Origin of the sequence: Yimella sp. cx-51 (assembly GCF_017654605.1) — a bacterium.
Classification (GTDB): Bacteria; Actinomycetota; Actinomycetes; order Actinomycetales; family Dermatophilaceae; genus Yimella.
The window spans coordinates 2,126,952-2,153,178 of the sequence record NZ_CP072113.1 but is presented as its reverse complement, the minus strand read 5'-3'; the positions used below and the strand labels follow the sequence as shown (position 1 = coordinate 2,153,178).

23 protein-coding genes are annotated in these 26,227 nt (G+C 67.2%); 21 read left to right on the top strand and 2 right to left on the bottom strand.

What is annotated here, in order from left to right:
- The first annotated feature begins 99 nt into the window (after positions 1-99).
- Both J5M86_RS10270 and J5M86_RS10265 read left to right on the top strand, forming a co-directional pair.
- Complete coding sequence (locus tag J5M86_RS10270) at positions 100-879, top strand: electron transfer flavoprotein subunit beta/FixA family protein (protein ID WP_188060443.1); 780 nt, start codon at positions 100-102, stop codon at positions 877-879.
- A gap of 27 nt (positions 880-906) precedes the next feature.
- Positions 907-1,863: an electron transfer flavoprotein subunit alpha/FixB family protein gene (locus tag J5M86_RS10265; protein ID WP_188060444.1), complete on the top strand. Its 957-nt coding sequence runs from the start codon at positions 907-909 to the stop codon at positions 1,861-1,863.
- A 79-nt stretch (positions 1,864-1,942) separates the two neighbouring features.
- Here the strand turns inward: J5M86_RS10265 and J5M86_RS10260 are convergent, their stop codons facing one another.
- Positions 1,943-3,082, bottom strand: a complete 1,140-nt coding sequence (locus J5M86_RS10260) for a hypothetical protein (RefSeq protein WP_188060445.1) — start codon at positions 3,080-3,082, stop codon at positions 1,943-1,945.
- Positions 3,083-3,195: 113 nt separating this feature from the next.
- Here J5M86_RS10260 and J5M86_RS10255 point away from each other — a divergent pair, with 113 nt between their 5' ends.
- From J5M86_RS10255 to J5M86_RS10225, 7 genes are all read left to right on the top strand, one after another.
- A complete protein-coding gene (locus tag J5M86_RS10255; RefSeq protein WP_188060446.1) occupies positions 3,196-4,398 on the top strand; it encodes a cysteine desulfurase family protein in 1,203 nt (400 codons plus the stop codon).
- Positions 4,395-5,471 carry a tRNA 2-thiouridine(34) synthase MnmA gene (gene mnmA, locus J5M86_RS10250; protein ID WP_188060447.1) on the top strand — a complete coding sequence of 359 codons (1,077 nt, stop codon included), beginning with the start codon at positions 4,395-4,397 and terminating at the stop codon, positions 5,469-5,471. Before J5M86_RS10255 ends, mnmA begins: the two co-directional genes overlap by 4 nt.
- An 88-nt stretch (positions 5,472-5,559) precedes the next feature.
- On the top strand, positions 5,560-6,468 hold the full coding sequence (locus tag J5M86_RS10245) for a septum formation family protein (RefSeq protein ID WP_188060448.1): 909 nt from the start codon (positions 5,560-5,562) through the stop codon (positions 6,466-6,468).
- Between the two features lie 61 nt (positions 6,469-6,529).
- Entirely contained in the window at positions 6,530-7,528 is a 999-nt protein-coding gene (locus J5M86_RS10240) for a methionine synthase (protein ID WP_244328316.1), read from the top strand.
- Between the two features lie 62 nt (positions 7,529-7,590).
- Positions 7,591-9,801: an NAD-dependent DNA ligase LigA gene (gene ligA, locus J5M86_RS10235; protein WP_188060641.1), complete on the top strand. Its 2,211-nt coding sequence runs from the start codon at positions 7,591-7,593 to the stop codon at positions 9,799-9,801.
- On the top strand, positions 9,794-10,291 hold the full coding sequence (locus J5M86_RS10230; RefSeq protein ID WP_188060449.1) for a DUF664 domain-containing protein: 498 nt from the start codon (positions 9,794-9,796) through the stop codon (positions 10,289-10,291). The genes ligA and J5M86_RS10230 overlap by 8 nt, the downstream gene beginning before the upstream one ends.
- Positions 10,292-10,328: 37 nt before the next feature.
- Positions 10,329-11,198, top strand: a complete 870-nt coding sequence (locus J5M86_RS10225) for a DUF3626 domain-containing protein (RefSeq protein ID WP_244328314.1) — start codon at positions 10,329-10,331, stop codon at positions 11,196-11,198.
- A gap of 17 nt (positions 11,199-11,215) precedes the next feature.
- On the opposite strand, the gene J5M86_RS10220 is transcribed toward J5M86_RS10225, so the two are convergent.
- Complete coding sequence (locus J5M86_RS10220) at positions 11,216-11,893, bottom strand: hypothetical protein (RefSeq protein ID WP_188060668.1); 678 nt, start codon at positions 11,891-11,893, stop codon at positions 11,216-11,218.
- A 113-nt stretch (positions 11,894-12,006) separates the two neighbouring features.
- Between J5M86_RS10220 and J5M86_RS10215 the strand changes: the two genes are divergently transcribed.
- The 12 genes from J5M86_RS10215 (at position 12,007) to J5M86_RS10160 (ending at position 26,050) form a co-directional block, all read left to right on the top strand.
- The gene (locus J5M86_RS10215; protein ID WP_244328313.1) at positions 12,007-13,518 is read left to right on the top strand and encodes an SDR family NAD(P)-dependent oxidoreductase; all 1,512 of its coding nucleotides are present in this window, start codon (positions 12,007-12,009) and stop codon (positions 13,516-13,518) included.
- Between the two features lie 278 nt (positions 13,519-13,796).
- A complete protein-coding gene (gene gatC / locus J5M86_RS10210) occupies positions 13,797-14,093 on the top strand; it encodes an Asp-tRNA(Asn)/Glu-tRNA(Gln) amidotransferase subunit GatC (protein ID WP_188060452.1) in 297 nt (98 codons plus the stop codon).
- 73 nt (positions 14,094-14,166) lie between these two features.
- Positions 14,167-15,651, top strand: coding sequence for an Asp-tRNA(Asn)/Glu-tRNA(Gln) amidotransferase subunit GatA (gene gatA / locus J5M86_RS10205; protein WP_208965155.1), 1,485 nt, complete (start codon positions 14,167-14,169; stop codon positions 15,649-15,651).
- On the top strand, positions 15,648-17,153 hold the full coding sequence (gene gatB, locus J5M86_RS10200) for an Asp-tRNA(Asn)/Glu-tRNA(Gln) amidotransferase subunit GatB (protein ID WP_188060454.1): 1,506 nt from the start codon (positions 15,648-15,650) through the stop codon (positions 17,151-17,153). Before gatA ends, gatB begins: the two co-directional genes overlap by 4 nt.
- A gap of 125 nt (positions 17,154-17,278) precedes the next feature.
- On the top strand, positions 17,279-18,202 hold the full coding sequence (locus J5M86_RS10195; protein ID WP_244328312.1) for a 2-hydroxyacid dehydrogenase: 924 nt from the start codon (positions 17,279-17,281) through the stop codon (positions 18,200-18,202).
- A 4-nt stretch (positions 18,203-18,206) separates the two neighbouring features.
- Positions 18,207-19,184: a hypothetical protein gene (locus J5M86_RS10190; RefSeq protein WP_188060455.1), complete on the top strand. Its 978-nt coding sequence runs from the start codon at positions 18,207-18,209 to the stop codon at positions 19,182-19,184.
- A 12-nt stretch (positions 19,185-19,196) separates the two neighbouring features.
- Positions 19,197-19,700, top strand: coding sequence for a histidine phosphatase family protein (locus tag J5M86_RS10185; RefSeq protein WP_188060456.1), 504 nt, complete (start codon positions 19,197-19,199; stop codon positions 19,698-19,700).
- Positions 19,701-19,938: 238 nt separating this feature from the next.
- Positions 19,939-21,744 (top strand): acetolactate synthase large subunit, encoded by a 1,806-nt coding sequence (locus tag J5M86_RS10180; RefSeq protein ID WP_188060644.1) that lies wholly within the window; start codon positions 19,939-19,941, stop codon positions 21,742-21,744.
- A gap of 34 nt (positions 21,745-21,778) precedes the next feature.
- Positions 21,779-22,291 carry an acetolactate synthase small subunit gene (gene ilvN / locus J5M86_RS10175; RefSeq protein WP_188060457.1) on the top strand — a complete coding sequence of 171 codons (513 nt, stop codon included), beginning with the start codon at positions 21,779-21,781 and terminating at the stop codon, positions 22,289-22,291.
- A 60-nt stretch (positions 22,292-22,351) separates the two neighbouring features.
- Positions 22,352-23,386 (top strand): ketol-acid reductoisomerase, encoded by a 1,035-nt coding sequence (gene ilvC, locus J5M86_RS10170; RefSeq protein ID WP_305847081.1) that lies wholly within the window; start codon positions 22,352-22,354, stop codon positions 23,384-23,386.
- A 369-nt stretch (positions 23,387-23,755) separates the two neighbouring features.
- Positions 23,756-24,814, top strand: coding sequence for a 3-isopropylmalate dehydrogenase (locus J5M86_RS10165; RefSeq protein WP_188060458.1), 1,059 nt, complete (start codon positions 23,756-23,758; stop codon positions 24,812-24,814).
- Positions 24,815-24,952: 138 nt separating this feature from the next.
- Complete coding sequence (locus tag J5M86_RS10160) at positions 24,953-26,050, top strand: branched-chain amino acid aminotransferase (protein ID WP_188060459.1); 1,098 nt, start codon at positions 24,953-24,955, stop codon at positions 26,048-26,050.
- Positions 26,051-26,227: the final 177 nt, after the last annotated feature.

Here is a 26,227-nt window from a genome sequence, read left to right as displayed (position 1 = left end):
CCGCGGGTTACCCACGGGTAACTCCGGGTTAGTCTTGACCAGTCCCATTGATGGCGCCCGCAGCCGGTGGGCGCCTCCCATCACGACAGAAGGACGCGCATGAACATCGTCGTATGCGTCAAGTACGTGCCGGACGCTCAGGGCGACCGGTCGTTCGAGGACGACAACACCACCGACCGCGAAGGCGTCGACGGCCTGCTCTCGGAGCTGGACGAGTACGCGGTCGAGCAGGCACTGCGGGCCAACGAGGGTGGCGAGGGTGAGATCACCGTCCTGACCATCGGGCCCGACGCCGCAGCAGACGCGTTGAAGAAGGCGCTGCAGATGGGTGCCGACAAGGCCGTGCACGTCGTCGACGAGGCCATTGCCGGTTCGGACGCGCCCGCCACCTCCCTCGTCCTGGCCGAAGCGATCAAGAAGATCGGCGCCGTCGACGTCGTCATGACCGGTGTTGCCTCGACCGACGGCGTCATGGGCGTGGTGCCGGCGATGCTGGCCGAGCGTCTCGGCCTCCCGCAGGTCACCCAGCTCTCGCAGTTGTCCTTCGCCGACGGCAAGGTCACCGGACGCCGTGACGGTGATGTCGCATCGGAGACCGTCGAGGCTTCGCTGCCTGCTGTCGTCGGAGTCACCGACCAGACCGACGAAGCGCGCTACCCCTCGTTCAAGGGCATCATGGCCGCCAAGAAGAAGCCGGTCGAGACGTGGTCGCTGGCCGACCTCGGCGTCGACGCCGGTCAGGTGGGCCTGGCCAACGCGTGGACCACGGTGGAGAACGTCACCAAACGTCCCCCGCGCGAGCAGGGCACGGTCGTCACCGACGAGGGTGACGGCGGCGCCAAGCTGGCTGAGTTCCTGTCCGCCCAGAAGTTCGTCTGATCCAGTCACGAGACAAGGAGATTCATCATGGCTGAAGTTCTCGTTCTGGTTGACCACACCGACGGCACGGTCAAGAAGACCACCGCCGAGTTGCTGACGATCGCCCGTCAGATCGGCACGCCCGCTGCGGTGTTCGTCGGTTCGAATGTCGATGCCGCGCGTCCGCGCCTTGCGCAGTTCGGTGCCGAGAAGGTCTACGTCATCGACAACGCCGACATCGACGGCTACCTCGTCGCTCCGCTGGCCGAGGCACTGGCCGCCGTGGTCGAGCAGGCATCGCCCGCTGCGGTGTTGCTGCCGTCCAACGGCACCACCAAGGAGGCCGCCGCTCGCCTGGCGATCAAGACCGGTTCCGGCCTGATCACCGATGCCACGGCCGTGCAGGTCGAGGGCGACCAGGTGTCGGCCTCGCAGACAGTGTTCGCCGGTTCGTACACCACCACGTGCAAGGTGACCAAGGGCTTCCCGATCATCACCGTCAAGCCGAACGTCCTGCCGCCCAAGGCCTCCCAGGCCGGTGCAGCAGTGGTCAACGTCGACGTCGCGGTGTCGGACGCCGCCAAGGGCGCGAAGGTCACCGACCGCCAGCCGAAGCAGAAGTCGGGTCGTCCCGAGCTCACCGAGGCCGCGATCGTGGTCTCCGGTGGTCGCGGTACGAACGGCGACTTCTCGCCGGTGGAGGAGTTCGCCGACACCCTCGGTGCCGCCGTCGGTGCCTCGCGCGCCGCAGTGGACGCCGGTTGGTATCCGCACTCCAACCAGGTGGGCCAGACCGGTAAGCAGGTCAGCCCGCAGCTCTACGTGGCGGCGGGTATCTCCGGTGCCATCCAGCACCGTGCCGGCATGCAGACGTCGAAGACGATCGTCGCGATCAACAAGGACGAAGAGGCTCCGATCTTCGAACTGGTCGACTTCGGTGTCGTCGGCGACCTCTTCGCAGTGCTGCCCCAGGCCACCGAGGCCGTGAAGAAGGCCAAGAACTGACGAGGGCACTCGAGCAGTGACGAAGAGCCCCGCCCGAATCCTTCGGGCGGGGCTCTTCGTCGCTCTGATCGGTCAGCGCTCAGCGAGACGTCGAGCTGGTTCCTGAGGATGCCGGAGCCGAAGAAGCGGGCGCCGAACCGGTCGACGAAGAAGACGTCGATGAAGAGGACGGCGAACTGCTCGGTGTCGCCGGCTTGAGCGTCCAGCTCGCCGTGGCCTTCTTGGCCGTGGGCTCTGGGACGTAGAGCAGCTTCCATCCGGCGACCGTCGAGCCCTTCGGGGTCCAGAAGACGACGCTGTAGGTCTTCTCCTTGTCGGGTTCGACCAGGTCACTGCTGAGGTTCTCGCCGTCGCTGCCGAGTTCGTTGTAACGGCAGAGGTTGCCCTTGTCGTCCAGCAGTTGCAGCTGGTTCCGCTCGATGAAACCGGCCGAGCCCTTGGCCGACACCTTGACCTGCACCTGCACCCCTGAAACATCGTTGGGCTGGGCCTGGCCGGGCGCGAGGTCACGGGTGGTCGGCTGCTGAGGAGTGATGGTGAGGGAGATGTCGCTGTCGCCGGCGGTGAAGGGCTTGCCGAAGTCCTGGTCCTTGGCGCCGGTGAGGCTGATGCCTGACTTGTTGGACGAGCAGGTCGTCATCGCCTGGGCGCTGGGGGCAGTGCCGCTGCCCGACCACGCCGCCACGGCGGTGTTCGACCCCCTGCCCTGCAGGTAGTAGACGGTGTAGTCGGACAGATTGGCTTCGGCGGGCACGATGAACGCGACCGAGCCCGTGGCGGCCTTGGACTCGTCCACCTGCGTGGCCGCCAGCGGATTCGACAGTGAGTTGGTGGCGGGTTGCGCGCAGCGGTTGCCTGCGCGATCGGCGAGGACGAACGACTCCGGGTGCACCGCGAAAACCCCGTTGGTCGCCACACGCGCCTGCACCTTGAGCGCAGCCACCTTGTAACCAGGCGAGGGCGGTGTCGCCGAATCCAGCGCGGGTTCGGAGACCTGAGCGACCAGGGCCCCGGTGGGGTCGATGTCGACCGGCGCATCGAATGCCGACGGCTTCGCACCGAATTTTGGTGCGGCTCCTGCGTTGCACGTGGCCTCGGAGGTCCGCGCGGGAGGATCGGAGGTGGCGCCGCCCTCCGAGGGGGAGGAGGAGGTGCAGCCGGCGATGGTGAGCGCCAGACCGGTGGTGATGGTGAGCAGGCGCGTGCGGGCGAAGGTCATGTACGCAAGTGTCCTTGAGGCGAATCCGGTGAGGCAGGCACCGTCCAGTCTGGCAAACGCCGGGTCCTGCCGTGCGGTCGGACCGTCGCCGAGACGGACGTAAACTCGTGCGGGTGACGACCAATGTCTACCTCGACCACGCGGCCACCACCCAGGTGCGCCCGGAAGTCATTGCTGCCATGGCCGAGCAGATGGCCGTGGTGGGTAACGCCTCGTCGTTGCACTCCGCTGGTCGGGCCGCCCGACGGGTGGTCGAGGAATCCCGCGAGCAGATCGCCGAAGCGCTCGGCGCCTCGCCGTCGGAGGTGATCTTCACCTCCGGCGGCACCGAGAGCAACAACATCGCGATCAAGGGTGCCTTCGGACGATCCGTTGCAGAAGATGCCGGTCGGCGAGGTCTGGTGGTCGGCACGACCGAGCACCACGCGTCCCTCGACCCGGTGGAGTTCCTGGTGGAGCGGCATGACGCACGGGTGCACTGGCTCGAGGTCGACCACGACGGTGTGCCCAGCGCACAGTCGCTGCGCTCCACCCTCGAGCAGGCAGGCGAATCCGTCGCGCTGGTGACCGCGATGTGGGCCAACAACGAGGTGGGTGCGATCGCTCCGGTCGCCGAACTGTCCAGCGTGGCAAGGGAATTCGGCGTGCCGTTCCACACGGACGCGGTGCAGGCGGTCGGTCATGTGCCGGTCGACTTCGCCGGTAGCGGCGCCGATCTGCTCAGCCTCTCCGGTCACAAGTTCGGTGGGCCGCAGGGCGTCGGTGCCTTGCTGGCCAGGCGCGATGTGAAGCTCGTGCCGCTCACCCATGGCGGCGGGCAGGAACGACAGATCCGTTCGGGCACCCTCGACGTCGCCGGCATCCGGGGCCTGGCAGCCGCGGTCAGCGCGGCAGTGGAAGAGCTTGCCGCGGAGAACGATCGCCTCGTGAGGCTGCGCGATCGCCTCGTCGAGCGTGCACTTGGCCTCGATCTCGGAATCTCGGTCTCCGGCCCGTACACGCCGGGCGACTCCGAGAGTCGGCTCGCCGGAAATGTGCACCTGAGAGTGCCCGACTGCGACGGTGACTCATTGCTCTATCTCCTCGACGCCGCCGGCATCGAATGCTCCACCGGGTCTGCCTGCCAAGCCGGTGTGCCGCAGCCGAGTCATGTGCTGCTCGCCATGGGTTACACCCAGCACGAAGCACGCGGGGCGTTGCGTATGACCCTCGGACGCACCACCACCGAGGAAGATGTCGACGCTGCTGTCGCCGCGCTGCCTGCTGCCGTCGAACGTGCCCGCCGGGCTCATCACGCAGGAAGGAACAGCGCATGAGAGTGGTCGCAGCGATGAGCGGTGGCGTCGACTCCGCCGTGTGCGCAGCGCGCATGGTCGATGCGGGTCACGAGGTCGTCGGGGTGCACTTGGCGTTGTCCCAATCGGCAGCGACGCTGCGGGAATCAGCTCGCGGCTGTTGCACGATCGAGGACGCCGGAGATGCCCGACGGGTGGCCGACCGGCTCGGCATCCCGTTCTATGTCTGGGACATGGCCGAGCGCTTCAAGCAGGACGTCGTCGACGACTTCATCTCCGAGTACGAAGCCGGCCGCACCCCCAACCCCTGCCTGCGGTGCAACGAGCGCATCAAGTTCGCCGCGTTGCTCGACAAGGCGCTCGCGCTGGGGTTCGATGCAGTGGCCACCGGCCACTACGCCCAGATCGTCGAGGGCACGAACGGCCGGGAGTTGCATCGCGCGGTCGACATGGCCAAGGACCAGTCCTACGTGCTGGGCGTGCTCGATGCCGAACAGTTGGCGCATTCCTTCTTCCCCTTGGGTGACACCACCAAGCCCGACATCCGCAAGGAAGCCGCCGAGCGTGGCTTCTCGGTCGCCAAGAAGCCCGACAGCCACGACATCTGCTTCATCGCCGACGGCGACACCCGCGGCTGGCTGACCAAGCGCCTTGGCGCACAGTCCGGCGAGATCGTCGACGAGAGCGGGACCGTGGTCGGCGAGCACGAAGGTGCGTACGCCTACACCGTGGGTCAGCGCCGCGGGCTGCGCCTGCAAAACCCTCGTCCGGACGGCGCGAAGCGCTATGTCATCGACGTGCAGCCGGCGACCAACACCGTGGTGGTGGGCACCGACGACCTGCTCGGGGTTGATGTCATCCACGCCGAGCACGCTCGCTGGCCAGGCCCGCCGCCTGTGGGCGAGGTGCGCCTCGGTGCGCAGCTGCGGGCACACGGCGAGGAGTTCCCGGCCACAGTGCGCGCCGAGGGCGACGACGTCGTCGTGCGTCTCGACGAACGCACCCGAGGCGTTGCGCCGGGGCAGTCGGTGGTGCTGTACGAGGGCACGAGGGTGGTCGGCTCGGCCACCATCACGCGAACATCACGAAAGTAACCAGACCCACTCGGGAGCCCAAACGCCCGTCGGTGCGTCGATATCCTTGCCTCGCGTTTGATTTGGTGCTCCTGAAGGGGGAAATGTGATGAGGAAGATTCTGCTCGGCGCAGCCGCGCTCAGTACGACAATGGTGCTTGCTGCCTGTGGTGACGACGGGGGAGCTCCGAAGGTGCAGTCGGCGCCGGCATCCACCTCCACGACCTCCTCACCGACCTCCTCAAGCTCGTCGGAGTCGACGACCTCCAGTTCCTCCACGACCTCCTCGACCACGTCGTCGAGCAGTTCGACCCCGGTCGAGTACGCCGTGGGTGACTGCTTCAAGGGCAAGTCGTGGGAGAAGGTCGGCTGCACCGAGCCGCACGATCGGGAGATCACGGCGATCGTCTCGAACAGCGAGTACTCCACCGATCTGATCAAGCGCTCGGCTCTGCGCAACTACACCTGCCTGGCGGAAGCCGGTAAGTATGTCGGCGGCCCGGACTACGGCTCGCTGTTCCTCGGCGGACCTCTGCCGGTCGCCAACGATCCCAAGTCGAACGAGCGCATTGTGTGCACCGTCCAACTGCAGAAGGCCGACGACAGCGGAATCGAGCAGATCAACTACAGCGCCAAGGACGCGATCAAGAAGAACGGTTTCCACAAGTACCAGCTGTGCACCAGCACGCCGCCGAGCAAGGACGGCGTGAAGATCGCTCCCTGCGACGGCCCGCACGTCGCGGAGTCGACCTGGGGCTTCCTCGACGGTAAGTTCGGCGACCCCTACCCGGGGGCGAAGGCGCAGAACCTCGCCGCGCACAAGCGTTGCCAGCCGTTCGGCGATCGCTACCTCGGTGCCAAGCGTGCGGACGTCCGCCCAGTGCAGAACAGCGCCCCGGAGTCTGGCTTCAAGAGGGGCATCCCGGTCATCGGTTGCTTCGTGGAGACGGCCGACGGCTCCAAGGTCACCAAGTCGATGAAGGGTCTGGGCAACAAGCCTCTGTCGTCGGTGAAGTGATCACCGCCCGATCGCGCACCGTCGCGATCGTCGGCCCGCCGCAGCCGTTAAGGTCCGTGGGGTGAGCGATCGACCGAGGGTGAGCGGCATCGGCAGCATGCCCGGCACCGACGTGCGCGAAGCAGGTCGAATGGTGCGGGATCTGTTGGGGGAAAACGACATTCCCTTCCTTCCCGAGCTGCCTGCGCGGGGGCCGGGAGCTGATCTCGTCGGCCGCGCCGCTACCGCGCTGGTCGGACTCAGCGTCGACCTGCAACCGTCCGGCTGGCGTTTGACGGATGCGGCAGGGGTCGACGCCCGACGGGCGCGCTCGTACCTTCGCAACGACCTCGACGGGTTGGCCGAGGCCTTCGACGGTTACGTCGGTCCGCTCAAACTGCAGTGGTGCGGGCCGTGGACGCTGGCGGCGTCGGTCGAGCTTCCTCGGGGCGAGCGGGCGCTGACCGACGACGGTGCAACGCGTGACCTCGTGCAGTCGGTTGCCGAGAGCGCGTTGAAGCACGCGTCCGCCGTCCAGCGTCTGGTGCCGGGCGCCGAACTGATCATGCAATGGGACGAGCCGGGCCTCCCGGCAGTGCTGGGCGGCCGGCTGCCCACCGCATCGGGTTACGGCCGGGTGCGCGCAGTCGACCAAGCACGTGTCGTCGAAGGCTTGGAAGCCGTCGCGAGTGCGCTGCGGGCGGTCGTACCTCACCAGATCTTGCACTGCTGTGCGCCCGGGGTGCCGGTGCCGCTCGTACGACGTGTCGATGACCTGGCGCTGGCTATCGACACCTCGTTGATCCACACCCGTCAATGGGACGGAGTGGCCGAACTCGTGGAGTCAGGACGAAGCCTGTGGACCGGGGTACTGCCCACGGACGGCACGGTGACTCGTCCGGAACAGGTGGCCGACCCACTGCTGCGTGCGTGGGAGCAAGTCGGTCTGGAGAGCGCCGCGCTCGAGCAGGTCGTGCTCACACCGGCGTGCGGGCTGGCATCGACCGCACCGCGTGAGGTGCCGCGCACCTTCCGGCTCTTGCAGGAGGCGGCGGCGCTGCTGGCGGCGCGAACCGCCTGACCGTCGCCGGTGCCGCGAAAGTCACCCGACCTGATCGTCCGGTGTCGGTGCTCTGCGGCAGGATTGGAGACGTGCCTGATCTCGAGAACCCTGACGTCCCCCAGAGCGCTCGTCATGAGTGGACCGCGCTGGTGGAGGAGCTCAACGACCACCAGTTCGCCTATTACGTCAAGGACGCTCCGACGGTCAGCGACGCTGAGTACGACACGCTGCTGCGCAGGCTGCAGGCCCTTGAGGACGAACACCCGACCTTGCGTTCACCCGACAGCCCCACCCAGCGGGTGGGCGGCACCTTCAGTACGGAGTTCGCCGCCGTGCAGCACCGCGAACGCATGCTCAGTCTCGACAACGTCTTCTCCGAGGACGAACTGCGTGAGTGGTTGGTGCGGGCGCAGCGTGACGCCGGGGGAGAGATCCACTTCCTGTGCGAATTGAAGATCGACGGTCTCGCCATCAACCTGCTCTACGAGGACGGCGCGCTGGTGCGGGCCGCCACCCGCGGCGACGGCGTGACGGGTGAGGACGTCACGCTCAACGCGCGCACGATCGAAGGAATCCCGCACCGGCTGAAAGCCGCCGATGACGTACCGGTGCCCACGGCCGTGGAGATCCGGGGCGAGGTCTTCCTATCGGTCGAAGCCTTCGAGGCGCTCAATGAGCAGATGGTGGCCGCCGGCAAGCCGCCGTATGCCAATCCGCGCAACACCGCCGCCGGTTCGCTACGCCAGAAAGACCCCAGGGTGACTGCTTCGCGCCCGCTGCAGATGCTGGTGCACGGCATTGGTGATCGCCAGGGCTTCACCATCGAGAAGCAGAGTCAGGCATATGACTTGCTGCGCGCGTGGGGTCTGCCGGTCACCGACCGGGCGAAGGTGGTCTCGACCGCCGATGAGGTGGTCGCCTTCGTCGAGCACTACGGCAAACATCGCCACTCCGTCGAGCACGAACTCGACGGCATCGTGGTGAAGGTCGACGAGGTGCCGGCCCAGCGTGCGTTGGGCACCACCTCGCGTGCGCCGCGCTGGGCGATCGCCTTCAAGTACCCGCCGGAGGAGGTCAACACCAAGCTGCTCGACATCCGGGTCAACGTCGGCCGCACCGGTCGCGTTACGCCCTACGGCGTCATGGAACCGGTGAAGGTTGCCGGTTCCACGGTCGAGATGGCCACGCTGCACAACGCCTTCGACGTCAAACGCAAGGGTGTGCTCATCGGCGACACCATCGTGTTGCGCAAGGCCGGCGACGTCATCCCGGAGATCGTCGGGCCGGTGGCCGAACTGAGGGACGGCACCGAGCGGGAGTTCGTGATGCCAACCGAATGCCCTTCCTGCGGAACGGAATTGGCGTACGAGAAGGAGGGCGACAAGGACATCCGGTGTCCCAACGCCCGCACGTGTCCTGCGCAGCTGCGCGAGCGGATGTTCTCCCTCGGATCCCGCGGAGCCTTCGACATCGAGGCGATGGGCTGGGAGGCGGCCATCGCCCTCACCGACCCCGAGTACGGTCGCCCGGACGACGCCGACGACGAGCCCCAAGCTCCCGTGCTGTCGTCGGAAGCAGGCCTGTTCGACCTCACCGCTGACGACCTCGCCGAGGTGATGGTGTGGCGGCGTCGCAGGAAGGGTGGCGTCGAGCAGCCTGCAGCGAAGGAGCCGTTCTTCTTCACCAAGGGCACGGCTGCCAAACCGGCTGCGCCGCGGGCGACCACCGACAAGCTCTTCTTCGAACTGCAGAAGGCGAAGTCGCAACCGCTGTGGCGGGTGTTGGTAGCCCTGTCGATCCGACACGTCGGGCCCACCGCTGCACGCGCGCTGGCCACCGAGTTCGGCTCGCTGGCAGCGATCGAAGCGGCCGATGTCGAGGCGCTCTCCGCCACCGAAGGTGTCGGCCCGGTGATCGCCGAGGCGGTGCGTGACTGGTTCGACGGTGAGGGCAGCGAGTGGCACCACGAGATCGTCGAGCGTTGGGCGGCGGCCGGAGTGCGGATGGCCGACGAGCGAGATGAGTCGATCGAGCGCACCCTTGAGGGCCTCACCGTCGTGGTCACCGGATCGCTCGACGACTTCTCCCGTGATGGAGCCAAGGAAGCCATCATCAGCCGTGGCGGCAAGGCCGCCGGCTCAGTGAGCAAGAAGACCGACTATGTGGTCATCGGGGCCAACGCCGGTTCCAAGGCCGCCAAGGCCGAAGAGCTCGGTGTGCCGATCCTCGACGAGGACGGTTTCAAGTCGCTGCTCGAGAACGGTCCGTCGACGGCGCAATCCGATGAGTGACAACAGGATCGAGCTGGACGACGTGCTTCGTCACATCGATCTCGCACTCGACGGCATGTGCGCCACGCTCGAGGCTCTCGGCGATGAGCGCGTCAACGCGCGCCCCGACCTGCCTGGTGCCAACTCGCCGTTCGTGATCGTCCGACACTGCTGCGGGGTGATGGAGCACTGGGGTGCGACCGAACTCGCCGGACGCCCCACTGATCGCGACCGCGACGCCGAATTCAGTTCGTCCGGCACGGTCGCCGAACTGATTCAACTGGTGCGGTCGCAGCGGGCCCGGCTGGCGGCCGACCTCGCATCCTTCGACGGTGCCGCGCCGGCACTTCGAGCGCAAGAGCGCGACGGCTTCTCGGCTCCCGAACGCGCTGCAGTGGCGACCCAGGGCGGGGTGCTCATGCATCTGTATGAAGAACTCGCACAGCACCGTGGGCACCTCGATCTCACCGCCGATCTGCTGCGCGTGCATGAGCCTGGTGGTCAGGTCTGATCTGCGCGCAGGCCGCCGGTCCAGTTACCCTCGATCCGTGGAAAATCGGTGGGTTCGGGACGCGCTGACCGCAGTGGAATCCAGGTGCACCGGGCAGGCGCTGGCTCGGCATCACCGAATCTCCCTCAACTTCCACCCCGACCGCGCGCTCGGAGCTATCACGATCCTCTACGCCATGGTGCGCGACGGGGTCTACCGGTCCCAGTTCGAGACCGGCACCAGTAACGGCGGTCTGACGGCGCACGTCGGCGGAGACCGGTGGGTCTGGGAGCAGTCGATGTTCGGCGGGGCGTACGACGATGCGCCGCCCGCCGAGCGTCCCAAGTACGGGGCGCTGAACCATCGACACCGCTCTCTCGGTGGAGCGCCGAGGTTCGGGTCTGCACACTTTAGGCTGCGGGAGCACATGCTCGACCGCGCCACCTTCTGCTTCCCCGACTCCGCGGTGGCACCGCAGCACTTCGCGACGGCGAGCAGCTTCGACCTGCTGCGCCTGGCTGACGAACATGACAGTGCGCTCGAATTCGACCCGGACGACGAGAGCCGAGACCCGCTGGACGGATACGTCGAGGCGCAGGTGCACGGCGAGGTGGTGCTCGTCCAGGACGTCGAAGCACTCGTGCTCGATCCGTGTTTCCAGCGCACTTGGGTGCAGGCCCAAGCCGAAGCTCTGGGCGTCCCACTGGAATGGCACGAAGGGCGCGTCCTCACCACGGAGGAACTGGTGCGCCGCGAGCACTACCGCGGTCCGGATCCGGTGTGCATCGGGCTGGAGATTGCGTCGGAGGGCAAGATCGACGCGTGGGCGATCGGCGAGGCCGCTGCATCAGGTCGTTACCCGGTGCAACCGGTCAAGCAGTTGTGGCACCTGACCGCCATGTGGGGCAGCCCAGCGGACGCCAGCTAATCGGCGTCAGGCCGAGATCAGCGAACGGTCAGGTGGCCGGTGCCGGTGCGCTGACGATGCGCGGCCACTTCGTCGCGTCCGGCCTGTCCCTTGTCGAGCACGGTCTGCAGTTCGGCGGTGGTGATGATGGTCAGCGGCACGATGTCGACGACGCCGCCGGCGGTGTTGACCTGCGATGCGCGACCGGCTGCCGGCAGCCCGATGAGCGCTCCGACCGTGCCGTGTTCGGTCATAAACTCGGCCGGGGTGTATTCGGGGTCCATCGGAAGCTCCATGGAGGCGACGCCGTACTGCCGCAAGTGATCGCTGATGCCCTGCATCCCGGCGACGTTCTGTGCGAAGAGCTCGACGGCCGCGAACAACCAGCTGTACTTCAGGTCTTCGAAGGACGCGCCCACAAGTTCTGGTGACTCGATGTAGACCTCGCAGCCGAATCCTATTGGTAATGCGTCGTTTTCGCTCGACGGATCGGCCAGGCCGTCGGAGGTGATGATGACGGTGTCAGCTCGGCGCACCACGCTGTAGGCCTGGCGGATGTTCGGCCACGCCGGCGCACCCTGGAACATCGGGTTGATCATGTAGGAGATCACGTCGTCGTCGGATGTACCGATCGCGTCCCAATAGGCGTCGATGGCATCCCGAGCGTCGGGAAGGGGCGCCGAGGAGTCATTGCGCTTCTTGTCGAACCAGCCCATTCCCGAATCCAATCCTCGTGCGTTGTGAGCTCAAATACCTGCCGGCGGCCGCCGGGGCCGCCCCGTTTCCATCGGTCACCCGAAGTCCTGTGCTGATCGTAGGCTTGCCCACCGTGACCGATCATCAGGGTGACCCGGGCCTCGACCCGGACGACCTCGCCGCCACCTTGCGGGTGCTGGAACAGCTACCGCAGCTGCCGGCCGCCCACCCGGACATCGAAACGGTCAAGCGGGCTTCGCAGCGCATGTTCAACCGGGTGCGCAAGGCGCGCCGGGCGGCGGCGCGACAGGAGCGCGAACAGCCCTTGCGTCAGGCGGACGAGGAGGTGCTGGCCCGCACCGCCACCGGTTCGCCGATGCGGATCGACGACGAGACCCGCGGCATCCTGCTGGAGGCATCGGCGCCGGGCGAGGCGGCTGGGCTCCTGCATTTCGATCGCGGTTGCTACGTCTGCCATGCCAAGTACCGCCAGGTTGACGCTTTCTACCACTGGCTCTGCCCGGAGTGCGCTGCGTTCAGCCACGGCAAGCGTGACCAGCACGTCGATCTACGAGGCAAACGGGCACTGCTCACCGGAGGCCGCGCCAAGATCGGGATGTACATCGCGCTCATGCTGTTGCGCGACGGCGCCGAGCTCACGATCACCACCCGCTTTCCCCGCGATGCCGTCCGCCGATTTCGCGCCATGCCGGACGCGGACGACTGGATCGAGCGCCTGACGGTCGTCGGAATCGACCTGCGCGACCCCAGCCACGTCGCAGCGCTCGCCGACGAGGTCGCCGCAGGGGGCGCACTCGACATCCTCATCAACAATGCAGCGCAGACCGTCCGCCGTAGTGCCGGTTCCTACTCGCATCTGGTGCGGGCCGAAGACGCTCCTCGGCCCGCCGGGGTCGCGCTGCCGCGCATGGTCACCTTCGATCGCATGAGTGATGCCCACCCGGCGCAGCTGGTCGGCTCCCTCGGCGCCGACGCGGTCGCTCACCATCAGGACCGGGACGAGCACCACGAGGCCGCGGCGCTCGCGGCGCAGGCGTCGGCCCACGTGCTCCGAGCAGGCAGTGCGAGCCTGGAGGCCTATCTCGCCGGTACCGCCGTCGACGCCGGCGGGCTGCTGCCTGATCTGGCCACCGACAACTCCTGGACCAACACCGTCGACCAGGTTGATCCGCTCGAACTGCTCGAGGTGCAGCTCTGCAACTCGGTGGCGCCCTTCGTCCTCGTCTCCCGCCTCCGGCCGGCCATGCGCGCGGCAGTGCACGCGGGGGCGAGGCGCGCCTACGTGGTCAACGTGTCGGCGATGGAAGGGCAGTTCGGACGCCGGTACAAGGGCGCAGGCCATCCGCACACCAATATGGCCAAGGCGGCCCTCAACATGCTCACTCGCACCAGCGCGCAGGAGATGTTCGACTCAGACCGCATCCTGATGACCGCGGTCGACACCGGGTGGATCACCGACGAACGACCGCACGACCAGAAGCTGCGGATCGCGGGGGAGGGCTGGCACGCGCCCCTCGATCTGGTCGACGGTGCGGCCCGCGTCTACGACCCGATCGTGCAGGGAGAGAGCGGCATCGACCTGCACGGAGTCTTCCTGAAGGACTTCAAGCCGCACCCTTGGTAGCGCTCCTGTGGGTCCCTGCTGCCCACTGCCGAACGGTGACGGCACCCGTGCCACCTGGAGATACACCTACGCCATCCGGCCGGAGTGGTTGCGCCCGATCGCCGAGCCGATCGGCCAGTGGTTGCTGGGCCGGGAGATCCGCAAACGCATTGGGGCTTCGCTCGCGGGTGCACCGATCCGGTCGTGTTCGATGCTGCCCGGGCAGCCTTGGAGGAGCCGAGCGCGGCGTCCTGACCGGCGGGCGTCGGCAGGTTTGCCGCAGCCGTAGACTGACGGCCATGTCTTCGCTGTCCCGCGACGAGGTCGCGCACGTCGCCATGCTCGCCCGCATCCAGTTGTCCGATGACGAACTCGACAAGCTCGCCGGTCAGCTCGATCAGATCGTCGGCTTCGTGGCCCAGGTCAACGACATCGCCGCCGCCGACGTGCCGCCGATGTCCCACCCGCTGCCGCTGACCAATGTCACCCGGCCGGACGAGGTGCGTCCCAGCCTCACCCAGGAGCAGGCGCTCGCCGGTGCTCCCGCCAGCGACATCGGTCGCTTCGAGGTGCCGCGCATCCTCGACGAAGACTGACCAACACTTCCCTCGCCCGGCCCACCCGAAGGTTTCGAAGTTGACTGACATCACCCGTTCCACCGCGTCCGACATGGCCGACGCGCTCGCCCGCAAGGACGTCAGCGCCGTCGAGCTCACGCAGGCGCATCTCGACCGCATCGCCACCGTCGACGGCGACGTCCACGCTTTCCTGCACGTCGACAGCGAAGGCGCGCTCGCCGCAGCCGCGGACGTCGACCAGCGCCGCGCTGCCGGCGAGCAACTGCACGCCTTGGCCGGCGTGCCGATCGCGGTGAAGGACGTCGTGGCCACCCAGGGTCTGCCGACCACCGCGGGCAGCAAGATCCTCGAAGGCTGGGTGCCGCCGTACGACGCCACACTGGTCAGCCGCTTGAAGGCGGCTGGAATGCCGATTCTGGGTAAGACCAACATGGACGAGTTTGCGATGGGTTCGTCCACCGAGCACTCCGCCTACGGTCCGTCGCGCAACCCGTGGGATCTCGAGCGCATTCCCGGTGGTTCGGGCGGTGGCTCGGCCGCGGCGATCGCTGCGTTCGAGGCGCCGCTGGCCATCGGCACCGACACCGGTGGCTCGATCCGGCAACCAGCCTCGGTCACCGGCACCGTCGGCACCAAGCCCACCTACGGCGGTGTCTCCCGCTACGGCCTGATCGCGTTGGCCAGCTCGCTCGACCAGGCCGGTCCGTGCACCCGCACGGTGCTTGACGCCGCGCTGCTGCACGAAGTGATCGGCGGACACGACCCGCTCGACTCCACCTCCATCGACGCTCCGGTGCCGCCGGTCGTCGAGGCCGCCCGCCGCGGCGAGGTCAAGGGCATGCGCATCGGCGTGATCAAGGAGATCTCCGGCGAAGGCTTCCAAGAGGGCGTGAAGTCGCGCTTCGAGGAATCGCTTGACCTCCTGCGCGACGCCGGTGCGGAGATCGTCGAGGTCTCCTGCCCCTCCTTCGAGCAGGGCCTGGCGGCGTACTACCTGATCCTGCCGAGTGAGGCCAGCTCCAACCTCGCGAAGTTCGACGCCATGCGTTACGGCCTGCGGGTTGCGCCTGAGGGCATCCAGAGCCCGTCGGCCGAGCAGGTCATGGCCGCCACCCGCGACGCCGGCTTCGGGGACGAGGTCAAGCGCCGCATCATCCTCGGCACCTACGCCCTCAGCTCCGGCTACTACGACGCCTACTACGGCCAAGCCCAGAAGGTGCGCACCCTCATCGCACGCGACTTCGCCGCCGCCTTCGAGAGGGCCGACGTACTGGTCACCCCGACCGCTCCGACCACGGCGTTCAAGCTGGGGGAGAAGCTGGACGACCCGATGTCGATGTACCTCAACGATGTCGCGACCATCCCGGCCAACCTCGCCGGCGTCCCCGGCATGTCGCTGCCCAACGGCCTCGCCGAGGACGGCCTGCCCTCCGGTTTCCAGATCCTGGCGCCGGCAACCAAGGACGAGCGGCTCTACGAAGTGGGTGCCGCGCTGGAACGAATGCTGTTGTCGCAGTGGGGATCTCCGATCCTCACCAACGCTCCGGAACTCACCGGGAAGGAGATCGCTCGATGAGCGTTCACACCGAGGACGTCGTCAGCTACGACGAGGCGATCGCCACCTACGACCCGGTGATGGGTCTGGAGGTGCACGTCGAGCTCAACACCAACACCAAGATGTTCTGCGGCTGCGCCACGGAGTTCGGTGCCGAGCCCAACACCCAGGTCTGCCCGGTCTGCCTTGGCCTGCCGGGTGCCTTGCCGGTGGTCAGCCACACCGCCGTCGAGTCGGCGATCCGCATCGGTCTGGCACTCAACTGCGAGATCGCGGAATGGTGCCGCTTCGCCCGGAAGAACTACTTCTATCCGGATATGCCGAAGAACTTCCAGACGAGCCAGTACGACGAGCCGATCGCGTTCAACGGTTACCTCGACGTCGACCTCGAGGACGGCAGCACCTACCGCGTCGAGATCGAGCGGGCGCACATGGAGGAAGACACCGGCAAAGCGCTGCACGTCGGTGGCTCCACCGGTCGGATCCACGGCGCGGAGTACTCACTCATCGACTACAACCGGGCCGGCATCCCGCTCATCGAGATCGTCACCAAGCCGCTGACCGGCGCCGGTGAGCGCGCTCCCGAGATCGCCAAGGCCTATGTCTCGGCGTTGCGCGACCTCATCAAGGCGCTCGGCGTGAGCGATGTGCGCATGGAGCAGGGTTCGATGCGCTGCGACGCGAATGTCTCGCTCATGCCCAAGGGCGCGCAGAAGTTCGGCATCCGCACCGAGACCAAGAACGTCAACTCGTTGCGTTCGGTGGAGCGCGCGGTGCGCTACGAGATCAGTCGCCACGCCGCGGTGCTGAACTCCGGCGGCACGATCATCCAGGAGACCCGTCACTGGCACGAGGACACCGGCGTCACGACCGCCGGACGTCCCAAGTCGGATGCCGAGGACTACCGCTACTTCCCCGAGCCCGACCTCGTGCCGGTTGCTCCGACCCGCGAGCGGGTCGAGGAACTGCGCGGCACCCTGCCCGAACCGCCCGCGCAGCGTCGCAAGCGGCTGCAGTCCGAATGGGGCTACAGCGACCTGGAGATGCGCGATGTCATCAACGCGGGAGCCACCGAGCTCATCGAGCAGACGGTTGCTGCGGGTGCGAGTCCGCCCGCGGCCCGCAAGTGGTGGACCGGTGAGCTGGCTCGCCGCGCCAACGTCGAGGGCAAGGGCGTCGACGAATTCGGTGTCACGCCCGCACATGTCGCCGAGCTCGACAGCCTGGTGCGGGGCGGCAGGCTCAACGACGCCATGGCCCGCCAGGTGATGGACGGCGTCATCGACGGCGAAGGCACACCGACGCAGGTGGCCGACGCGCGCGGCCTCGAACTCGTCCAGGACGACGGCGCTCTGGAGGCTGCCGTCGACAAAGTGATCGCCGCCAATGACGACGTCGCCCAGAAGGTACGCGACGGCAAGCTCAACGCCGCCGGAGCACTCATCGGTCAGGTGATGAAGGAGATGAAGGGTCAGGCCGACGCCGCCAAGGCGCGTGAGCTGATCCTCGCCAAACTGACCTGAGCGCCTGGAATCCTCACAAACCGGACGCAAAACGTACGCGACACGCCGTGTGAACGTACGTTTTGCGTCCGGTTTGTGGTCTCCAGCCGCGATGTTCACGGCAGCACCTCACTAAGGTCGAGGCCGTGACTGTCGTGAGCCTCCCGCAGCAGGACTGGGCCGATGCCCTCGCCGATCTTGACGACATCGAGGTGGTGGTGTGGGACATGAAGGACGCCCCGCCCCGCGACGACATCGAGCTGCTCGTGCCGCCCTACATGGGCAACGCCAGCCGCTTGGCCCGATTGGCCGACCTGCCGCACCTGAAGGCCGTGCAGCTGGCCACCGCCGGGTTCGAGCACGCGTTGCCCTATCTGCCCGCCGGAGTGGCACTCGCCAACGGACGCGGCATCCACGACACCTCCACGGCCGAGCTCGCGGTCGGGCTGGCGATCGCGTCACAGCGCGGATTCCCCGAAGCGGTCCGCGCTCAAGAGCAGGGCGACTGGCTGCGGATGGCCGGTCGTCCCTCACTGGCCGACCGGCGTGCTCTGGTCATCGGCTACGGGTCCATCGGTCGCGCGATCGTGGCGCGCCTGCAGGTCTTCGAAGTCGAATGCACCGTGGTGGCCTCGACCGCCCGTGCCGGCGACGATCTGGTCGATGCCGTGCACGGTATCGACGAACTTCCCGGTCTGCTGCAGGAGGCGGAGATCGTCTTCCTCATCCTCCCGCTCACCGACGCCACGCATCACCTGGTCGACGAAGAGTTCCTGGCCGCGCTGCCCGACGACGCGCTGCTCGTCAATGTCGCGCGAGGGGGAGTGGTCGACACCGATGCACTCGTGCGTGCTTGTGCGGCCGGACGCGTGCGTGCCGCGCTGGACGTCACCGATCCCGAACCGCTCCCGGCTGACCACCCGCTGTGGACGACACGCGGCGTGCTCATCACACCTCACGTCGGAGGCGCGACGACCGCTTTCACCCCACGCCTGATCCGCTTGCTGCGCAAGGAGATTCCGCACTTCGTGGCAACGGGTTCATTGCGCAACGTCGTGGCGGGCGACTGACGTCATGTCCGGCCTGCGGGTTGCGCAGGGCGTTGCCTGGGCTCTGACGGTGCAGGCGCTGCTGCTGCTCAGCGTCGTGCTGCTCCAGTCGTCGCCGGTGAGCCCGTCAGTTATGGTCATCTCGACCAGAACAGAATGGTCGGGCCTGGTTGCCAACCGCATCAACACGACGCCGGGCCACCCGGTTCGAGCCTTCGTCGGCACCACGACCGGCGAGGCGCTGGACGACCTACGGGCGGATCGGACGCAGGGTGTGCTGCTTGTCGACCCGAGCCGGGCTGCGGATGAGCTCACCGTGAGCTCGGTGCAGGGAACGGACGCTGCTGCCACCGTGTCAGCGGTCGTCGGCTCGGCCGTCCGAGCAGAGGGCCGACAGCTGACCAGCACCGATCTCACTGAGTTTCCGGTGGGTGATCCAGGGGGCCGACATGCGCATCAGTTGCTCCTGGCATGGATCATCAGCGGACTCGTCCTCGGTGCCCTCACCACCGGCGCCCGACGTCCCGGCTTGGCCCGCGAACTGCTCGCGTGTGCCCTGCTGGGCGCACTGGGAGCCCTGCTTTCTGCGATGTCGGTCGGAATCGTCTGCCTGGTCGTCGCTTCCTGGACGCAGGACGCCGCGCCGATGTTCCTGCTCGGCGTGATCGTGGTGTGGGCCAGCGCCCTCCTGGCCAGGGCCGCCTCCGTCGGCGCGCGTGGCGCCGCGCTCCTGGCTGTTTCAGCCGCGCTCCTGGTCGTCGCTGCCAACCCGATCGCCACAGGCGCGGACGGCTTCGGTCGAGCCGGGCCGATCTGGGCGTCGATCGGTCCGCTCACGCTGCCCGGTGCTGCGATGTCGGCACTGCGCCGGGTGACCTATGTCGACCTTCCGGTCACCACAGCGCAGTGGGCCGCGCTTGCCTGGTGGTGCGCAGCGGGCGTCCTGGCCGCGGTGCTGGCCAATTCTTGGTGGACCGGCGAGCGCAGCGACAACGCGCGATGAAATGCTTGTCCCATGAGTGATGTGCGCACCCTCGTCCTGGTGCGGCACGCGAAGGCGGAGCCGCACGGAACCCGACCCGACCACGAACGCGAGCTCACCGAGCGCGGCATGCGTGACGCCGCCGAGATCGGCCGCTGGCTGAAGCAGGAGAGCATCAGCCCGGACTTCGTCTGGTGCTCCACCTCCGCCAGGACGCGGCAGACCTGGGCGGCTGCGGTGGAAACCTCCGGCGCCGGCTCGATCGTCGACCACGAACAGCGCATCTACGAGGCACCGCCGCGCAATCTCCTGGAGGTGCTGCGCGAGACGCCGCAGGAGGCCCACACCGTCGTCCTCGTGGGCCACGCTCCCGGCGTTCCGGCCCTTGCAGCCGGCCTGACCGAGAACAACACCGCAGTCGACTTCGGCGACCACTTCGTCACCAGTGGGGTCGCGGTGCTCGACGTGCCGGTGCGGTGGGCCGACCTGGTCGCAGGCGTCGCCTCGGTGCGAAGCATCTTCGTCGGCCGCGGCTGATCTCTCATGCTGAGACAGCAGTCTCACAATGTTGACGCTTCAGTGTCAGCAGACCAGAATCGAGGGCGTGGCACGGATTGTCGTACTTCCCCAGCGCGCCCGCTGAGCAAGAGCTCGACAGGCGCGCAGACCCTCACTGCCTTCGGGCCGGAGGGTTTTTTCATGTCCGAGGCCCGAACAATCGAACGAAACGAAGGTGGTTGAGGTGACGAACACCGCGTCCCGGCCCGCAGCTCACATGCCGACCCCGTCCCAGGTGGCGGCGCGAGTTCCGCAGGGTGTCCAGGAAGTAGCGGACGTCACCGGCGCGCAGGCGCTGGTTCTGGCCCTTGAAGCGGTGGGTGTCGACACCGTCTTCGGCATTCCGGGTGGAGCGATCCTCCCCGCCTACGACCCGCTGCTCGACTCGGTCAAGGTGCGTCACATTCTCGTGCGCCACGAGCAGGGCGCCGGCCACGCCGCGCAGGGGTACGCCGCTGCCACGGGCAAGGTCGGCGTGTGCATGGCCACCAGTGGGCCGGGGGCGACCAACCTGGTGACGCCGATCGCGGACGCCTACATGGACTCCGTCCCGATGGTTGCGATCACCGGGCAGGTGAGCTCCTCGGTCATCGGCACCGACGCCTTCCAGGAAGCCGACATCCGCGGCATCACGATGCCGGTGAGCAAGCACAACTACCTCGTCACCAGCGCCGACGACATTCCCAAGGCGATCGCCGAGGCGTTCCACGTGGCCAGCAGCGGACGTCCGGGCCCGGTGCTGGTCGACATCACCAAGGACGCGCTCGTCGGCAAGAGCACCTTCCACTGGCCGCCGGTGATCGACCTGCCGGGTTACCGCCCGGTGACCAAGCCGCACCACAAGCAGATTCGTGCGGCGGTCGAGCTCATCCGTGCCGCCAAGAGCCCGGTGCTCTACGTCGGCGGTGGCGTGATCCGCGCAGGTGCTTCCAAGGAACTGCGTGAGCTGGTCGAGCTCACCGGCATTCCGGTCGTCACCACGCTGATGGCGCGCGGAGCCGTGCCCGACAGCCACCCGCTCCACCTCGGCATGCCCGGCATGCACGGGTCGGTTGCTGCGGTGACGGCGCTGCAGAAATCCGACCTGCTGGTCACGCTTGGGGCTCGCTTCGACGACCGGGTGACCGGACACCTGCCTTCGTTCGCCCCCGAGGCGAAGGTGATCCACGCCGACATCGATCCGGCCGAGATCTCCAAGAATCGAGTGGCCGATGTGCCGATCGTGGGTGACTGCAAGGAGGTCATCCTCGACCTGCTGGAGACGCTGCGTTCGACCAACGGTCCGGTCGGCGACTTCGCGGCGTGGCGCGAGCGCACGACCAAGTGGAAGGCCGACTTCCCGCTGGGCTATCTCGAGCCGGAGACCCCGGGCGCCCTCGCCCCGCAGTACGTGTTGGAGCGCCTCGGTGCCATCGCCGGACCGGAGGCCACCTTCGTCGCCGGTGTGGGGCAGCACCAGATGTGGGCCGCGCAGTTCGTGCAGTACGAGCGTCCCAACTCCTGGCTCAACTCCGGTGGCCTGGGCACGATGGGTTATGCGGTGCCCGCGGCCATGGGCGCCAAGGTCGCCGAGCCGGAGCGCACGGTGTGGGCGGTCGACGGTGACGGTTGCTTCCAGATGACCAACCAGGAGTTGGCCACCTGCGTCATCAACAACATCCCGATCAAGGTCGCGATCATCAACAACAGCTCGCTGGGCATGGTGCGCCAGTGGCAGACGCTCTTCTACGGCGAGCGTTACTCCAACACCGATCTGCACACCGCGGTCGGCTCGCGGGTGCCCGACTTCGTCAAGCTCGCGGACGCCTACGGCTGCGTCGGGCTGCGGTGTGAGCGTCCCGAGGACGTCGACACCGTGATTCGACAGGCGATGGAGATCAACGACGCCCCGGTGGTGATCGATTTCGTCGTCGAACGCGACGCGATGGTGTGGCCGATGGTGCCCGCCGGTGTCAGCAACGACATGGTGACGATGGCGCGCAACATGGCGCCGGTCTTCGACCGCGAGGAAGAAGGCGAATGATGAGCAATCGCACGGACGCACGAGGAGACAACTGATGGCGCGGCACACCTTGTCAGTGCTGGTGGAGGACAAACCCGGTGTGCTGGCGCGCATCGCCGGTCTCATCTCGCGGCGCGGTTTCAACATCGACTCCCTCGCCGTCGGCCCGACCGAGCACGCCGAGATCTCGCGCATGACGATCGTCGTCGACGCCGAGGAGCACGCGCTGGAGCAGGTCACCAAGCAGCTCAACAAGCTGATCGAGGTGCTCAAGGTCGTCGAGCTCGAGGAGACCGCCTCCGTGCAGCGCGAGCTCGTGCTCATCAAGGTGCGGTCCGACGCGGCCACCCGCAGCCAGATCCTCGATCTGACCACGATGTTCCGGTGCAATGTCGTCGACGTGAGTGTCGACTCGGTGGTGCTCGAGGCCACCGGTACGCCGGGCAAGCTGGCCGCGCTGCTGGAGGTGCTGGAGCCCTACGGCGTCCGCGAACTGGTGCAGTCGGGCCTGGTGGCCGTCGGCCGCGGTGGCCGCTCGATCACCGATCGTGCTCGCAAGGCCAGCTGAAAACCCAAGATCCACAACGCTTCTCACAAGACAGTCCCGCAATTCAAGGAGAGACCAGAAGTGGCTGAGATGTTCTACGACGAGGACGCCGACCTGTCGGTGATCCAGGGCCGCAAGGTTGCGGTCATCGGTTACGGCAGCCAGGGGCACGCGCACGCGCTCAACCTGCGCGACTCCGGCGTCCAGGTCGTCGTCGGCCTGCGCGACGGTTCGAGCTCGGTGGCCAAGGCCGAGGCCGAGGGCCTCACGGTCCTGCCGGTCTCCGAGGCGGTCAAGGCGTCCGACTTCATCGTGATCCTGGCTCCCGACCAGGTGCAGCGCGGACTGTACGCGCAGGAGATCGAGCCCAACCTGGAGTCCGGCGACGTGCTGCTCTTCAGCCACGGCTTCAACATCCGCTTCGACTACATCAAGCCGGGCACCGACAACGACGTGATCATGGTCGCGCCGAAGGGCCCGGGTCACCTCGTGCGTCGTGAGTACGTCGACGGCCGCGGCGTTCCGGTGTTGCTGGCCGTGGAGCAGGACGCTTCGGGTAAGGCTTGGGACATCGCCAAGTCGTACGCCTCCGCGATCGGCGGCCTGCGTGCCGGCGGCATCAAGACCACCTTCACCGAGGAGACCGAGACCGACCTGTTCGGTGAGCAGGCGGTGCTCTGTGGTGGCGCGTCGCAGCTGGTGCAGTACGGCTTCGAGACGCTCATCGAGGCCGGCTACCAGCCCGAGGTCGCCTACTTCGAGTGCCTGCACGAGCTCAAGCTCATCGTCGACCTCATGGTCGAGGGCGGCATCGCAAAGCAGCGCTGGTCCATCTCCGACACCGCTGAGTACGGCGACTACGTCTCCGGTCCGCGCGTCATCGACGAGCGGGTCAAGGAGAACATGAAGGACGTGCTGGCCGACATCCAGAACGGCGCCTTCGCCAAGCGCTTCATCGACGACCAGGACGCCGGCGCGCCGGAGTTCAAGGCACTGCGTGAGAAGGGCGCCTCGCACCCGATCGAGGCGACCGGAAAGAAGCTGCGCGGTCTGATGAGCTGGATCAAGGACGGCGCAACCGACTCCGACTACGTCGAGGGTTCGGCAGCACGCTGATTTCCGAATAATCCGTGAAAGCCGGTTCACACACATCGAACCGGCGAGTAACATCGGCTGCGTCCGGCGTCGATCACGTCCGGACGCAGCTGAGATCGGCCGGCGAGCGCACAACCCCCGCACCACCGTCCGAGGCCAGAAAAGTTCACCAGTTGCCCTGCAGGGCAATGCATTCCACGAGGGTTGATGAGTATGACCGAAGAGCAGATGGACGCCCGCCGCGCACTCCAGGAGTCGATGGACCTGCGCGACTGAGCCACGGTGCTTCGAACGGCCCGGTGACCACGTGTCACCGGGCCGTTCGCTATGCAGCCGACGAAATATGAGATAGGCGTACCACGATGCAAGACGGTTATCTAGCATGGAGCCATGAGCGAGACTGCGACTGCTGACACCATCAATCTGGCCGTCATCGGCGGCGACGGCATCGGCCCCGAGGTGGTGGCCGAAGGACTCAAGGTGCTCGACGCCGTCACCGACGCCGAGGTCGTCGCAACGCAGTACGACCTGGGCGCCAAGCGCTGGCACGCCAGCGGTGAGGTGCTGCCCGACTCGGTGCTGGAGGAGCTGCGCGGCCACGATGCGATCCTCCTGGGCGCCATCGGCGATCCGAGCGTCCCGAGCGGACTGCTGGAACGCCAGCTGTTGCTGCGCATCAGGTTCGAGCTCGACCACTACATCAACCTGCGGCCGGCCAAGGTCTTCCCGGGGGTGGCCAGCCCGCTCGACCTGGATTCCGTTGCGCCGCAAGGTATCGACTTTGTCGTGGTGCGCGAGGGCACGGAGGGGCCGTACACCGGCAACGGGGGTGCGCTGCGGGTCGGCACCACCAACGAACTCGCCACCGAGGTGAGCGTCAACACCCGGTTCGGTGCCGAGCGCGTCGTGCGCGACGCCTTCGCCCGGGCGCAGAGCCGTGAGCGCAAGAAGCTCACCCTGCTGCACAAGCACAATGTGCTCTCCTACGCCGGTCACCTCTGGCGCCGCACCGTGGAGGAAGTCGGTCAGGAGTTCCCGAACGTCACCCATGACTACGCCCACATCGATGCGGCCACCATCTACCTGGTGCAAGACCCGAGCCGCTTCGATGTCATCGTCACTGACAACCTCTTCGGCGACATCGTGACCGACCTCGCCGCTGCGATCACCGGTGGCATCGGCCTGGCGGCATCGGGAAATATCAACCCCGAGGGCAGCGCGCCCAGCATGTTCGAGCCGGTGCACGGCTCGGCCCCTGACATCGCCGGTCAGGGCAAGGCCGACCCCACCGCGACTGTGTTGTCGGTCGCGATGCTGCTGCAGCACCTCGGTCGCGCGGACGAAGCTGCCCGCATCGAGGCGGCCGTGAGCGCCGACCTCGCGGCCCGTGGCACCGAGTCGCGCTCGACTTCGCAGGTCGGCGACGCGATCGTTGCGGCCCTCGCCTGAGCACCAAACGATCCCGCACCGAGCCCCTTGTGTGCCCGTTTCCGGGCGCGAAGGGGCTCGGCGTAATCTGAGTCACACCCTCGTCCCACAGGTCGCTGCTCACCGATCGCGCGACCGGCTCCCCGAAGGAGATTCCCGATGTCCTTGACCTTCAACGTCACCGAGCGGCCAGACCGCGCCAGCGATGCCGATCGCTCGGCGGTGCTGGCCAACCCGGGTTTCGGCAATCACTTCACCGACCACATGGCGCTGGCGACGTGGACCAAGGACGACGGATGGCACGACGCGAAGGTCGCCGCCTACGGCCCGATCGCGATCAGCCCGGCTGCTGCAGTGCTCCACTACGCCCAGGAGATCTTTGAGGGCATGAAGGCCTACCGGCACGCCGACGGCTCGGTCTGGACCTTCCGTCCGGAGGCCAACGCGGCCCGGTTCGCCCGCAGCGCAACGCGATTGGCCCTGCCGGTGCTGCCCGAAGACGACTTCATCGAGTCGCTGCGCGCGCTGGTGAAGCTCGACCAGGATTGGGTGCCGGAGGCGGCCGACGGCTCCGAAGCGTCGTTGTACCTGCGCCCGTTCATGTTCGCGTCCGAGGCTTTTCTGGGTGTGCGCCCGGCCAACGAGGTCACCTACTGCGTGATCGCCTCGCCCGCTGGTGCGTACTTCTCCGGTGGGGTGAAGCCGGTCTCGCTGTGGATCTCCACCGACTACGCCCGTGCGGGTGAAGGCGGCACCGGTGCGGCCAAGTGCGGCGGCAACTACGCCTCGTCGCTGGCCGGTCAGATGGAGGGCCTGGCGGCCGGTTGCGATCAGGCGGTCTTCCTCGACTCCTCGACGCACACCTACATCGAAGAACTCGGGGGCATGAACCTCTTCTTCGTCTACAAGGACGGCCGCATCGTCACGCCCGAGCTCACCGGCACCATCCTCGAAGGTGTTACCCGCAGCTCGATCCTTGAAATTGCCAAGGAGCTCGGGTTGCACCCGGAGGAGCGCCGCATCCCGATCCAGGAATGGAAGGACGCCGCCGCCTCCGGTGAGATCGTCGAGATCTTCGCGTGCGGCACCGCTGCTGTCGTCACGCCGGTCGGCGAACTGAAGTGGGACGGCGGCTCGGTCGACCACCGACGCGACGGTCACGACGACGAGATCGCGTTGAAGATCCGCAAGACCCTGCTCGACATCCAGTACGGCCGCACCGAGGACAAGCACGGTTGGATGACCCGCCTCGCCTGACCTGCTCGAAGCCGACCACGCGAACGGACCTGACCTGCAGCAGCCCGGGGCAGGTCCGTTCGCATGTCGCCTTCGACATAGGGGCCAGCATTCGAGACGAATCGTTCTACGCCTTGAACAATCTGCAGGAACAGACCAAACTCTGCGCATGGCAAACATGGGTCGAGCGGTCACCAC